This window comes from Aeromonas sp. QDB11 (assembly GCF_027705265.1).
Lineage (GTDB): Bacteria > Pseudomonadota > Gammaproteobacteria > Enterobacterales > Aeromonadaceae > Aeromonas > Aeromonas allosaccharophila.
Genome location: NZ_JAPDBM010000041.1, coordinates 1 through 13048, shown reverse-complemented (window position 1 = coordinate 13048; position 13048 = coordinate 1). Strand labels below are relative to the sequence as shown.

Here is a 13048-nt window from a genome sequence, read left to right as displayed (position 1 = left end):
GTCACATCGATAGTCTGACGCAATCCATCACGCATGCATGATTAATGCCAAGCGTTTTTAGGGAGTGTTTATGGCCAGTATTCTGGACTCGGTCAACCAGCGTACCCAGCTCGTGGGACAAAACCGGCTGGAGTTGTTGTTGTTTCGTCTCAACGGACGTCAAAGATTTGGCATCAACGTATTCAAAGTGCGTGAAGTGTTGCAGTGCCCCCCCTTGACCGTGATGCCCAAACTGAACTCCTGCATTCGCGGGGTCGCCCACATTCGTGGCCAGACGATTTCGGTCATCGATCTCAGCATGGCGGTTGGCAAGCGTCCGATTGAAGATTTGAGCAAGTGCTTCATTATTATCTCCGAGTACAACCGCTCCATTCAGGGTTTTCTGGTGCATTCGGTCGAGCGCATCATCAATATGAACTGGGAGTCGATCCTGCCGCCGCCCAAAGGGGCGGGGCGCATCAACTATATGACGGCGGTCACCGAGGTGGACGGCGAGTTGGTAGAGATCCTCGATGTTGAACGTATTCTCAACGAGATCTCCCCGGTCTCTACCGAAGTGAGCAAAGAGCTGGTGGAGTCTAGTGTCGACCACCCGACCCTAGGACGTCCTGTGCTGGTTGCCGATGACTCATCTGTTGCGCGCAAACAGGTGCAGCGTGCGCTCGAAGCCATCGGGGTCGAGTGCGTGCTGGCAAAAGATGGTCGTGAAGCACTGAATATGCTGCTGGAAATGGCCAAAAATGGCCCCATCAAGGATCAGATTGCGCTGGTGATTTCGGATATCGAAATGCCGGAAATGGATGGTTACACCTTCACTGCAGAAATCCGGAATAATCCCAATCTCAAGGATTTGCATGTTATTCTGCATACCTCCCTCAGTGGGGTATTCAACCAGGCCATGGTGCAGAAAGTGGGGGCCAACAATTTCATCGCCAAGTTCCAACCGGATGAATTGGCCAAGGCCGTACAAAACGCACTCTAATAAAGAAGAACAGCTGCATGAAGACACTTTCGGACGACTTATACAAACAGTTCAGCAACTTTCTGGCGGTTCAGAGCGGGATCGTGCTGGGTGATAACAAACAGTATCTGGTGAAGAGCCGTCTTTCACCGTTGATGGCTCAGTTTGGCATCGAGAGTCTGTCTGATCTGGTTACCCGTGCAATGAGTGTGCGAGAGCGTGACCTGAAAATGGCCGTGGTGGATGCCATGACAACCAACGAGACCCTCTGGTTTCGTGATACCTATCCGTTTCAACTGCTTACCGACAAGATTTTCCCGGAATTGGGGAAAAGCGGCCGCCCCATCAAGATCTGGTCTGCGGCATCGTCGTCAGGTCAGGAGCCCTACTCCATCGCCATGACGGCGCTGGAGCAACAGATGAAAAAGCCGGGCACCTTGCCCGGTGGCGTCCAGATTGTCGGAACGGATATTTCGACGACTATGCTAAACCAGTGCAAGGAAGGCATTTATGACAGTCTTGCACTGGCTCGCGGGTTGTCACCCGAGCGCAAGAAGATGTTTTTTGAGCCTTACGGCGACAACAAGATGCGGGTAGTGGAGCGAGTCAGAAAATTGACCACCTTCCGGCCGATCAATTTGCTGGAAAGTTACAGCCTGCTCGGCAAGTTTGACATCATTTTTTGCCGTAACGTGCTCATCTATTTTGCGCCGGAAGTGAAATCGAAGATCCTCAACCAGTTTGCTGCCAGCCTCAATCCTGGTGGATATTTGATGTTGGGGGCGTCGGAATCACTGGCCGGATTGACCGACCGGTTCGAGATGATCCGCTGTAATCCGGGGATAGTCTACAAGGTCAAATAGGCCTGATAGCCTTGATATTCTGGGTTCTTGCCAGTTCATGTAAAGAGGGAAGCGATTAGCTTCCCTCTTTCTTTCTCTACAGCTCAATGTCTCTATTTGCCAGCCATTTCCAACCACTGCCAAGATGGTTAACAACCTGAGGTAGCCAGACGTTAGCTGGCTGCGGGAACGAGATACTCCCGTGGTTTCTGGTCTGCAATGTACTCATCCCCAGATCATCGAGTTGAGTGATTCGCTTATGGCACACCTCTTGCAAACAAAATATACCAAGCAGGAGGTGTGCTATGGCTCTTTCATTTGACAAGGCATTCGGTGTTCATCAACACACGATAAGCGTTCGCGCCAAGCGTGCTGAAGTGCTGTCCAGCAATATTGCCAACGCGGATACCCCGGGTTTCAAAGCCAGAGATATCAACTTCGCGCAGGCGTTGCAGGAGGCCCAGTCGCATCAGGGTTTTGGTCTGGCAACGACCAGCGAAAAGCATTTTGCCTTGAATATGGACGCTCCGGGTACCGTGCAATATCGCAACCCGCTGCAACCGGATACCGGTGACGGCAATACGGTCGATGTGCAGCAGGAGCGCAGCGAGTTTCTGCGCAATAGCCTCGAGTATCAAACCTCCCTTGAATTTATGAATAGCAAGATCAGTGGCCTGCTGAAGGCCCTGAAAGGAGAGCAGTGATGAGTTTGTTCAAGGTCTTCGACATAGCAGGCTCGGCTATGAGCGCACAGTCGGTGCGGCTCAACACGGTTGCCAGCAATATGGCCAACGCGGACAGCGTCAGCTCCAGTGTGGAAAATACTTACCACGCCAGGCGGCCAGTCTTTGCCGCCCAGCTCGATCAGGCGATGTCTGACAAGCAGGGCTCGGTCGGGGTTGAGGTGAAGGGGATTGTCGAGAGCAAGGCGCCACTGCTTAAAGAGTACAACCCCAACCACCCGATGGCGGACAAAGACGGCTTCATCTTCAAGCCGAACGTCAACATGGTTGAAGAGATGGCCGACATGATCAACGCCTCGCGCAGTTACCAGACCAATGTCCAAGTTGCAGATTCGGCCAAGAAGATGCTGCAGCAGACGCTCCAGCTTGGCAAGTCCTGATAGGAGGGATGCAGCATGGTCGATACAACCAATAATGTGAACGGTATCAGCCGTACCACGACCCAGACGACAGGCACCACAACGGCGCCGAAGAAAGAGCTGGATCAGGCTTCATTTATGAAACTGCTGACCATGCAGCTGTCATATCAGGATCCCTTCAAGCCGGTCGACAATGCCCAGATGCTTTCCCAGATGGCCTCCATGTCTACGTCGGAGGGGATCAGTAGTCTGTCTACCCAGATGGGCAAGCTTAATGACCAGATGATATCCAGCCAGGCTCTGCAAGCATCCTCCTTGGTTGGTCAAAATGTATTGCTGAACAGCAATATGAGTTATTTAGACAAGGAGGGGGGATTTTCCGGTGTAGTAGCTGTTGGCACTACCAATAAATACGCGAATATCAAAGTTACCATCGAAGATGAAAAGGGCCAAGTTATCAAAGAGTTTCCTCTGGAAGGAGACCAAAAAGGTAACGTTGAAGTGGCTTGGGATGGTACAGACAAGGCTGGTAAACGGGTTGCCGCAGGAAAATATGTCATCAAAGCCAGCGGCACTCTCGATGGCAAGTCTGAAAGTATTGGTGCATATGCCTATGCCAAGGTGGACAGTGTTGCCTTGGGTAATGCTGCTAATCCTACTCGCCTCAATTTGAGAGGCCTTGGTAGCGCGTTTTTGCAAGATATTCTGCAGATTTCAGGAAGCAATTCAAATCCGACGGTTACACCGTCAAAAACCACGTCGACAGCATCGATCTAAGGAGCTGGATATGTCATTTAACAATGCCTTGAGCGGTGTCAACGCGGCACAAAAAGACTTGAACGTCACCGCCAACAACATTGCCAACGTTAACACCATGGGCTTTAAAGAGTCCCGTGCCGAGTTTGCGGATGTCTACGCCAACTCCATCTTTGTCAATGCCAAGACCCAGGTCGGTAACGGTGTGGCAACCGGCGCGGTTGCCCAGCAGTTCCATCAGGGGGCGCTGCAATTCACCAATAACGCACTGGACCTGGCGATTCAGGGTAATGGCTTCTTTGTGACCTCTGACGGTCTGACCAACCTGGATCGCACCTACACCCGTGCCGGTGCCTTCAAGCTCAATGAAAACAGCTATATGGTCAACAATCAGGGGCATTATCTGCAAGGTTATGAAATTAATACTGATGGTAGCCCGAAAGCAGTTAGTATCAATGCAACCAAGCCGATCCAGATTCCGGATCGTGCAGGTGAACCGGTGAAGACGACTAAAATAGAAGCAAGTTTCAACTTACCTTCAACTTCAACAACCAAACCGCAATCATTCAATCCTTCAACATTTGATCCAAAAGATTCAAAAACGTATTCGTCATCCACCTCTGTGGTTATTTATGATTCTTTGGGAGAACCTCATACTATTACTCAATATTTTGTCAGGGATGCGGATACCGTTGATCCGACCAAACCAGCAGACCCACCTGCTTGGCGCATGTATCTTTATCAGGGTGACAAGCCTATTGATATCGACAATGGAACCGCCCCGACGATGGCTGCTGGCCTGAACCCAGCACCCAAAGCAGCCCAAATTACCTTTGGGTCTGATGGTAAAATGACGGGAATGATCCCTACTACGCTCAAAACTGAACCACTTGGGACTGTCGGTGCAACTGGTGCGGGCATTATTACTAATGGTGCCGACCCGACTCAGCAGATTGATATCAGTCTTGATTCGGTGACTCAATATGCTTCACCTTTTGAGGTCAGCAAATTGACACAGGATGGTTCTACTGTCGGCCGTTTGACCAAGGTGGAGATCACCCCGGATGGCATTGTGTCTGCAACTTACAGTAACGCTACCACCATCAAGGTGGCGATGGTTGCCATGGCCAAGTTTGCCAACTCGCAAGGGCTGACTCAGGTTGGCGATACCTCCTGGCGACAATCTCTGCTCTCTGGCGATGCTTTGCCGGGGACACCCAACTCGGGCACGTTTGGCACCATCAAGTCATCGGCGCTAGAGCAGTCCAACGTGGATTTGACTTCCGAACTGGTTGATCTGATCACTGCCCAGCGTAACTTCCAGGCCAACTCCCGTTCGCTGGAGGTCAACAGTTCGCTGCAGCAGACCATCCTGCAGATCCGTTAATCGCGCAATCCATGATCATGAGAGGGGGCTTTGCCCCTCTCTGTTTCTGTCGTATTCCCATCCTCCTTATCCCCCCCATATTTCTGCTGTTGGCACTCTAATTGCATTTCTCCTGTCAGAGTCATCTGTTTGACGGAGAATTCCATGGATCACCTGCTTTACATCGCCATGTCCGGGGCCAAAGAGACCATGAACAGCCTGGCTGTTCGGGGCAACAACCTCGCCAATGCCAATACCACCGGCTTCAAGTCCGATTTCGAGCAGGCCAGGAGCATGCAGGCGTTCGGTGAAGGCTTGCCAAGCCGGGTGTTTGCCATGGCAGAGCGTCCGGGTCAGAACCTGCAGCATGGCATGCTGATGACCACCGGACGGGATCTGGACGTGGCGGTGGATGGTCCGGGCTGGATTGCCGTGCAGGATCCCAAGGGCGGTGAAGCCTATACCCGCATGGGGAATTTGCAGGTCAATGCGACTGGCAACTTGCAAACCTCGACCGGCCTGAATGTGGTGGACGACGGGGGTCAGCCTATCGTGCTGCCGATGCCGATGGAGAAACTCGAGATCAATCGGGATGGCACCATCAGTGGTCGACCGGAAGGGGCTGCCGCCAACTTGCCGGAAGATTTCCAGCGGATCAAGCTGGTCAACCCGGCCGCCGATGCGGTGGAGAAGGGGCAAGATGGTCTGTTTCGCCGCAAGGATGGCCAGAATGAAGCCGCCTCGGCCAATGTCGGCCTGATTGCCGGCTCCCTTGAGGGGAGCAACGTCAATGTGGTGGATGAGATGACCAACCTGATCCGGCTGCAACGTCAGTTCGAAACCCAGGTCAAAATAATGAAGACGGCCGAAGAAAATGATGAAGCTCAAACCCAACTGCTGCGAATCAGCTAATCAAGGAGTTACCTATGAATCCCGCACTCTGGATCAGCAAGACCGGGTTGGATGCACAGCAGACCAATATTTCGGTCACCTCGAACAACTTGGCGAACGCCAGCACCGTGGGCTTCAAAAAGTCACGGGCCATCTTTGAAGATCTGCTTTATCAAAACATCAACCAGCCCGGTGGCCGCTCCTCTGCCGATACCGAGCTCCCCTCCGGCTTGATGCTGGGTGCGGGTGCCAAGGTGGTCGCGACCCAGAAAAACCACAGCCAGGGCAACGTGCAAACCACCGACAACTCGCTGGATTTGATGATCAGTGGCCGTGGTTACTTTGAAATTCAGCTGCCGGATGGCAGTGCAGCCTATACCCGTAACGGTCAGTTCACCCTCAACGATGAAGGGACCATAGTGACGCCGGGCAACGGTTACACCCTGCAACCGGAAATCCAGATCCCGGAAAACGCCCAGAGCGTCACGGTGGGCGAAGATGGCCAGGTCTCGGTGCAGCTCAAGGGCGATGGCGCATCTCAGGTGGTCGGGCAGATCACCTTGTCAGACTTTGTCAACGCCAGCGGCTTGCAGCCGATGGGAGAGAACATGTTCGTCGAGACCCAGTCCAGCGGTGCCGCCATTCAGGGCAACGCCGGTGCCGATGGTCTGGGGGTGGTCAAGCAGGGGATGCTGGAGACCTCCAACGTTAACGTGACCGAAGAGTTGGTGAACCTCATTCAGGCTCAACGGGTCTACGAGATGAATTCCAAGGTGCTCTCCGCTGTGGACGGCATGATGTCCTTCCTGATCCAGCGTACCTAATTAGGAGGCGCATGATGAAAGCCGTATGGATGCTGGGATTGCTGGTGCTGGGAGGGTGTAGCAGTACTCCCAATACACCCAAGCCTGATGATCCCGAGTTTTCCCCCGTTTATGGGGAGTCGGAGCCGGTCTCGGTGCGGCCGACAGGGGCGATTTTCCAACCGGATCAGGTCAATGGCATCTATTCGGATATCAAGGCGCACAAGGTGGGTGACATCATCACCATCGAGTTGGCGGAATCGACCTCGGCCTCGAAAAAAGCCAATACCCAGAGTGGCAAGGATAACAAGTTCAATCTGGACCCGGTCAAGTTGGGTGGCGTGCCCGTGACCGCCAGCCCCTATGATCTCTCGGCTTCCATTGCTCAAGACAGCGCGTTCAAGGGCCAGGCTAAGGCGGATCAGAGCAACAGCCTGCAGGGCAATATTTCGGTCAGCGTGGCCAAGGTGCTGCCCAACGGCAATCTGGTGGTGCGCGGCGAGAAGTGGATCATGCTCAACAATGGCAATGAATATATCCGGATCACCGGCCTTATTCGCCCGGAGGATGTGACGTCTGACAACAGCGTCTCGTCCCAGAAGGTGGCCAATGCCCGCATTTACTACGGTGGTACCGGCGATCTGGCCAATAGCCAGGAGCAAGGGTGGCTGACCAGCTTTTTCAATGGCCCCTGGTGGCCGCTCTAGGAGATGTTATGAAGTCACTCCGTCTTGTCACTCTGCTTTGCTGTTTGCTCCCTCTGGGCATGGCTAACGCTGCCCGGATCAAGGACATCAGCTCGGTTGAAGGGGTGCGCAACAACCAGCTGATTGGTTACGGCCTGGTGGTGGGGCTGCCCGGTACTGGCGAGAAGAACAACGCCTTCACCGAGCAGACTTTCCGCACCATGCTCAACAACTTTGGCATCAAGGTGCCGGATAACATCAAGCCCAAGATAAAGGATGTGGCGCCGGTGGCGATCCATGCCGACTTGCCACCCTTCTCCAAACCGGGCCAGACCATTGATGTCACGGTTTCTGCCATCGGCGAGGCCAAGAGCCTGCGCGGCGGTACCCTGCTGCAAAGCTTCCTGAAAGGGTTGGATGGTCGGGTTTATGCAGTCGCGCAGGGCAGTCTGGTGGTCGGTGGTCTGGGGGCCGAGGGGGCTGATGGCTCCAAGGTGGTGGTCAATACCCCGACCGTCGGGCGGATTGCCAACGGTGCCACCGTGGAGCGGGAGGTGCCCAACTCCTTCAGTCAGGGGGACACCATCACTTTCAACCTTAACCGGCCCGACTTTACCACTGCGCGCCGGCTGGCCGATGTGGTCAACGATCTGGTGGGGCCCAATACCGCTCAGGCGCTCGATGCTACATCGGTCAAGGTCTATGCCCCGCGGGATCCGGGTCAGCGCGTCTCCTATCTCGCCACCATCGAGAATCTGGAGGTGGATCCGGCCAATGAGGCGGCCAAAATTATCGTCAACTCCCGTACCGGCACCATCGTTATCGGCAGTCAGGTCAAGCTCAAACCGGCGGCCATCAGCCACGGCGGGCTGACGGTGACCATCGCCGAGAATAAGCAGGTCTCCCAGCCCAACCCGCTATCGGGGGGAGAGACGGTGGTGACCAACAACTCGACCATCAATGTCCAGCAAGAACCGGGGCGGATGTTCAAGTTTGATACCGGTGCGACCCTGGACGATCTGGTCCGCGCGGTCAATCAGGTCGGGGTCGCCCCCGGTGATTTGATGGCCATCCTCGAGGCGCTGCAGCAGGCAGGCGCCATCGAGGGGCAACTGGTCATATTGTAACAAGCGGCAAGTGGTTGCCACGGGTGGCAATGAGGTAAGCAAAATGGCGGAGTTTGACACCAACAGCGGCATGAATCTTGGGATGGTACAGGACATCAAGAACCTGGACCGTCTGCGCCAGATGAGCCAAAGCAAAGAAGGGCAGGCCGAAGCGCTCAAGAGTGCATCGCGCCAGTTCGAGTCAATCTTTACCCAGATGCTGTTTCAGAGCATGCGTCAGGCCAACGGGGTGTTGACTCAGGACAACCCGATGAACAGCAGCTATACCCAGTTCTATGAAGGGATGCTGGATGAGCAGCGGGTTGCCGACATGTCGAGCAAGGGGGGGCTGGGACTGGCTGACATGGTGGTCAAGCAGCTCTCTCCCGAGACCTTTACCCATCAGGATGGGCGGGTGCTCAAGATGCCGCAGCGTACCGAACGGACCTACAAACCCTATCAGCCACCCACGGCGGCGGCCGACGATTTGATCGCTGTATCAAAAGTTGGCAAAGATTTTGCTGAGAAAGAGATGGCGGAGGGGGCCAAGGAGAGCCACGGGCTCACGATGCCCCATCGACCACACCGCAGCATACCGCCCATGGGGCAGGTTGTCAGCGAAGAGGGCAGTGCCAGCGGGAGTGGGGGCAAGGAGTTCGATACGCCGGAAGAGTTCGTCAATCGCCTGATGCCGCTGGCCAAAAAAGCGGCCGACAAGCTGGGGCTAAGCCCGGCGGTACTGGTCGCTCAGGCGGCACTGGAGAGCGGTTGGGGCAAGCGGGTGATCAAGGATGGCGAGGGGCAGGTGACCCATAACCTGTTTGGCATCAAGGCAGATCCGCGCTGGGAAGGGCCCAAGGCGGTGGTCAGCACGCTGGAGTATGAGCAAGGCGTTGCCTCCCGTCAGAAAGCGGCATTTCGCTCCTATGAGTCGTTTGAAGAGAGCTTCAATGACTACGTGGACTTCCTCACCTCCGGCTCTCGCTACAAGGGGGCCCTGGCGAAGGTGGATAGCCCGGACCGCTACTTCGAGGCGCTGCAACAGGCGGGTTATGCCACCGACCCGCACTACGCCAGAAAACTGAAACAGGTATTGCGCAGTGATGCCATTGCCCAATACAACGAGATGGAGCTGTAACATATGGCAAGCGACCTGCTTGGGATTGGTTCATCGGGCGTGCTGGCGCAGCAACGCCTGCTGCAGACCACCAGTAACAACATAGTGAACGTCAATAGCCAGGGCTATGTGCGTGAGCGTACGCTGGTGTTTACCAATTCCATCGGGCTTGGTACCGGTGATATCAAGACCCAGCGGGTGATCAACGACTATATGCAGGGGGAGGTGCGCCGGGATACCTCCGCCTATCACGCCTCTGTGACCCATTACGAACAACTTGCGGGTGTTGACAGCTTGCTGGGGGATACCAGCAACAGTGTGGGGGCGGCCATTACCTCCTATTTCAAATCATTTCACTCTGCCAATGAATCGCCCGCCGAGATCGGTGGTCGCAAGGTGGCGATGACGGAGTTGAGCGGTATGGTCAACCGCTTCCATACCCTCTCGGCGCAGCTCGACAAGCAGAGCGATACTCTCAACACACGCATCGAAGATGAAACCAAGCAGGTCAACAGCCTGCTCACCAGCATCAATGATCTCAACCAGGCCATTATCCGCACCCAGGGCTCACCCGAAGAGAACCTGATGCTGTTTGATCAGCGGGATGAGGCGATCCGCCAACTGTCTGAGAAGATGGACATTCGCACCGTTGCCCAATCCAACGGCAGCATGCTGGTCAATATGAGCACTGGCCATTCGTTGATCCTCGATGGGGGCGTCGCCCAGTTCAAGCTGATTGCCGGGGATCCTGACTCCCGGGATCAGGAGCTGCAACTGACTCTGGGGGATAATCAGGCAACCATCGATCACGATACATTTGGTGGGGCCATGGGCGGGCTGTTCAAGGCTCGTACCGACCTCGAGCCCACCAAGCGCGAGCTGGGGCAGTTGGCCGTGGCGATGACTGATGCCTTGAACCAGCAGAACCGCCTAGGGATGGATCTGGATAACGAGATTGGCGGCGATATCTTCACCCTGCCGACCAGCAAGGGATTGCCATACGGCAGTAATACCGGGACGGTCGGGGCAAATGTCAGCTTCGTGCCGGGCAAGGGGACGTCAGTCACGCCATTTGATTACGAAGTGCGCTTTAGCAGCGCAACCGGTTATGAGGTGTTCTCGCTGGACAAGTCGGGCAATCGCACCTCTGTAGCGACTGGCACCACCCCTCCTGTAACGTTTGAACTCACCGGTCACGGTATTTCAATCGACCTCACCGGTACTCCGGCTGCGGGTGACAAATTGTTGTTGCAACCTACCAAGAGTGCTGCGGCGGGCCTTGGCCAGCTGATCACCCGGCCGGAAGATCTTGCTCTGGCTTCTCCGCTGAAAGCCGAGAAGACGACCAATAACATCGGCAGTGCTGATATCAAGCTGGGGGGGGTGTTCAATACAGGGGCGGGATCTGGCTTTGGCACCAATACGCTTGATCCCGCGGCACCTCAGGTGGTCAAAATAAACAACAGCGGCGACTACGAGGTCTATGACCAAGTGGGTACGTTGATGGGAGTAGCACCAGCAGCCAGCAAGGGCCAAAATTTGATGGCCGCCTTGCAACACCCTCCACCTGCCATTGGGCCTGTCTACTCTAATCCCCAAAAGATCCCTGGCTACGAGTTCAGTATCACCGGAACGGTGAATGCTAACGATAGCTTCAAGCTCAGTTACAACAGCAATGGCTTTGCCGATAACAGCAATGGTCTGGCATTGGCCGAATTGCAAAACAAGGATCTGGTGCGCAAGAGCACCAATGGTGGGACTACCAACGACAAGATGACCTTTAATCAGGCCTATTCCGGGTTGGTGATGGAAGTCGGTAACAATACCAGTCAGGCAAAAACCTTGCTCAAGGCCAATGAGTCCAAGCTTATCCAGAGTACCGGTATCTTTGAAAGCGTGTCAGGGGTCAATCTGGAGGAGGAGGCAGCCAATCTGATCCGCTTTCAGCAATCCTATGCTGCTTCTGCTCAGGTGGTCAGCACGGCCAAAACCATTTTTGATACTCTGCTCTCGTCCGTGAGGTAACGTCATGCGCATCACCACCAACATGATCTATGACCGGAATATCTATTCCCTCAACAGTGCCAATGAGCGGTTAGACAAGGCGTATCAGCAGCTGCAAACCGGTAATAAATTTCAGACTGCCGGCGAAGATCCTGCGGGGATGAGCCAGAAGATGGCGTTGACCAAGGAGATCGACCTGTTCAAGCAGTATGGGGTCAATGGCAGCTTGCTGGAAAACAGCCTGGGACATGAAGAGACGGTATTGGATTCTCTCAATACGGCGATGCTCAGTGCCCAGACCCTGATTCAGAAATCCAATAATGGCGCGGTCAGTGACGATGATCGCAAGGCTATTGCCAGCGAATTGGAAGGGTTGCAGCAGCAGATGTTCGACCTGATGAATAGCAAGAATTCCTCGGGTGAATTCATCTTTGGCGGCAATCAGAGCAAGACCCAGCCTTATATCAAAGACGCCAACGGAAAATATATTTATCAGGGCGATCCTGGCCAGCGAAATATTCAGGTATCACCCACAGTGCAAATTGCTGCCAATGATTCGGGACAGGATCTGTTTGAAATTGTGGCGACCCGAAGAACCGCCAGTGCCACCACCGCGAATATCAAGGTCGGGATCGGCGATCAGGGTAATTTTGATAATTTTTTCAAATCCAATTACAACTCGGCACTGCCCAGCAACACCTATACCGTATCAACGACAATCGGTCCACCGGATACCTATGATATCAAGGATAGCGGTGGCAATACCCTGCAAACGGGTAACTATACTGCCGGTACCAAGATCCCTTTCAATGGTCTGGAGTTGACCCTTGATCTGCCAGCCGGTGGCGCGGCTCAGCAGTTTGACCTCAATCCACCGAAAAATGACAATATATTGAACGGTATGTCGGATTTTATTACGGCTCTGCGCGATCCCACTATCTCTGCCGAGACGTTCGAGCAGAAAATAGCCGATGCCACCGTCCATATGAAAAATGCCCGCCTGAATATCGATCATGGATTGGGTGAGCTGGGTGGCCGGATGAACAGTCTGGAGCAGGTTATGGGCTCCAATGAAGGGCTCAGCACCCTCAACTCAGAGGCGAGAGCCAAGGTGTCGGAAGCGGATCTCTATGAGGTTATTTCGACGCTCTCCAAAGAGGATGCGGCATTGAGTGCTTCGCAACTCTCTTTCAGCAAGATAAGTCGTCTGACGCTATTTGACTATATCCGCTAATGAAGGGGCCCTTTGGGGCCTTTTCTGTTATCGCTGCTCTGCAAACCGGTTTCGCGTTATTTCCTGCCAATTGTAACAAGCTGTTGCCATCCCCCATTTAATGGCAGGGCGGGAGCACACTTTGTTGATATTTTAACCAAAGAATAACTGAGCCCGATAGTCGTCATTCCAGCCGGCTCT

Annotated in this window: 13 protein-coding genes; all 13 read left to right on the top strand. The window is 54.3% G+C overall.

All coding sequences use genetic code 11. From position 1 onward, the window contains the following. The first annotated feature begins 70 nt into the window (after positions 1–70). The 13 genes from OKC40_RS14345 to flgL all read left to right on the top strand — a co-directional run bounded on the left by OKC40_RS14345 (position 71) and on the right by flgL (position 12868). Positions 71–982, top strand: coding sequence for a chemotaxis protein CheV (locus OKC40_RS14345; RefSeq protein ID WP_058053723.1), 912 nt, complete (start codon positions 71–73; stop codon positions 980–982). Positions 983–999: 17 nt separating this feature from the next. Further along, positions 1000–1824 (top strand): CheR family methyltransferase, encoded by an 825-nt coding sequence (locus OKC40_RS14340; protein ID WP_042657132.1) that lies wholly within the window; start codon positions 1000–1002, stop codon positions 1822–1824. A 284-nt stretch (positions 1825–2108) separates the two neighbouring features. Further along, on the top strand, positions 2109–2507 hold the full coding sequence (gene flgB, locus OKC40_RS14335; RefSeq protein WP_005334169.1) for a flagellar basal body rod protein FlgB: 399 nt from the start codon (positions 2109–2111) through the stop codon (positions 2505–2507). Next, a complete protein-coding gene (gene flgC, locus OKC40_RS14330) occupies positions 2507–2926 on the top strand; it encodes a flagellar basal body rod protein FlgC (RefSeq protein WP_005350658.1) in 420 nt (139 codons plus the stop codon). The genes flgB and flgC overlap by 1 nt, the downstream gene beginning before the upstream one ends. 15 nt (positions 2927–2941) lie before the next feature. After that, on the top strand, positions 2942–3682 hold the full coding sequence (locus tag OKC40_RS14325; protein ID WP_058053724.1) for a flagellar hook assembly protein FlgD: 741 nt from the start codon (positions 2942–2944) through the stop codon (positions 3680–3682). A 10-nt stretch (positions 3683–3692) separates the two neighbouring features. Continuing rightward, positions 3693–5048 carry a flagellar hook protein FlgE gene (flgE, locus tag OKC40_RS14320; RefSeq protein WP_182939314.1) on the top strand — a complete coding sequence of 452 codons (1356 nt, stop codon included), beginning with the start codon at positions 3693–3695 and terminating at the stop codon, positions 5046–5048. Between the two features lie 144 nt (positions 5049–5192). Then, on the top strand, positions 5193–5939 hold the full coding sequence (flgF, locus tag OKC40_RS14315; protein ID WP_042012589.1) for a flagellar basal-body rod protein FlgF: 747 nt from the start codon (positions 5193–5195) through the stop codon (positions 5937–5939). A gap of 14 nt (positions 5940–5953) precedes the next feature. Beyond that, the gene (gene flgG, locus OKC40_RS14310) at positions 5954–6742 is read left to right on the top strand and encodes a flagellar basal-body rod protein FlgG (protein WP_042657135.1); all 789 of its coding nucleotides are present in this window, start codon (positions 5954–5956) and stop codon (positions 6740–6742) included. A gap of 14 nt (positions 6743–6756) precedes the next feature. After that, positions 6757–7428 carry a flagellar basal body L-ring protein FlgH gene (gene flgH, locus OKC40_RS14305; RefSeq protein WP_042057417.1) on the top strand — a complete coding sequence of 224 codons (672 nt, stop codon included), beginning with the start codon at positions 6757–6759 and terminating at the stop codon, positions 7426–7428. An 8-nt stretch (positions 7429–7436) separates the two neighbouring features. Beyond that, complete coding sequence (locus tag OKC40_RS14300; protein ID WP_111806608.1) at positions 7437–8534, top strand: flagellar basal body P-ring protein FlgI; 1098 nt, start codon at positions 7437–7439, stop codon at positions 8532–8534. Positions 8535–8577: 43 nt separating this feature from the next. Continuing rightward, complete coding sequence (gene flgJ / locus OKC40_RS14295; RefSeq protein WP_182939315.1) at positions 8578–9651, top strand: flagellar assembly peptidoglycan hydrolase FlgJ; 1074 nt, start codon at positions 8578–8580, stop codon at positions 9649–9651. A gap of 3 nt (positions 9652–9654) precedes the next feature. Then, on the top strand, positions 9655–11655 hold the full coding sequence (locus OKC40_RS14290; RefSeq protein ID WP_270795660.1) for a FlgK family flagellar hook-associated protein: 2001 nt from the start codon (positions 9655–9657) through the stop codon (positions 11653–11655). Between the two features lie 4 nt (positions 11656–11659). Beyond that, a complete protein-coding gene (flgL, locus tag OKC40_RS14285; RefSeq protein ID WP_270795659.1) occupies positions 11660–12868 on the top strand; it encodes a flagellar hook-associated protein FlgL in 1209 nt (402 codons plus the stop codon). Positions 12869–13048: the final 180 nt, after the last annotated feature.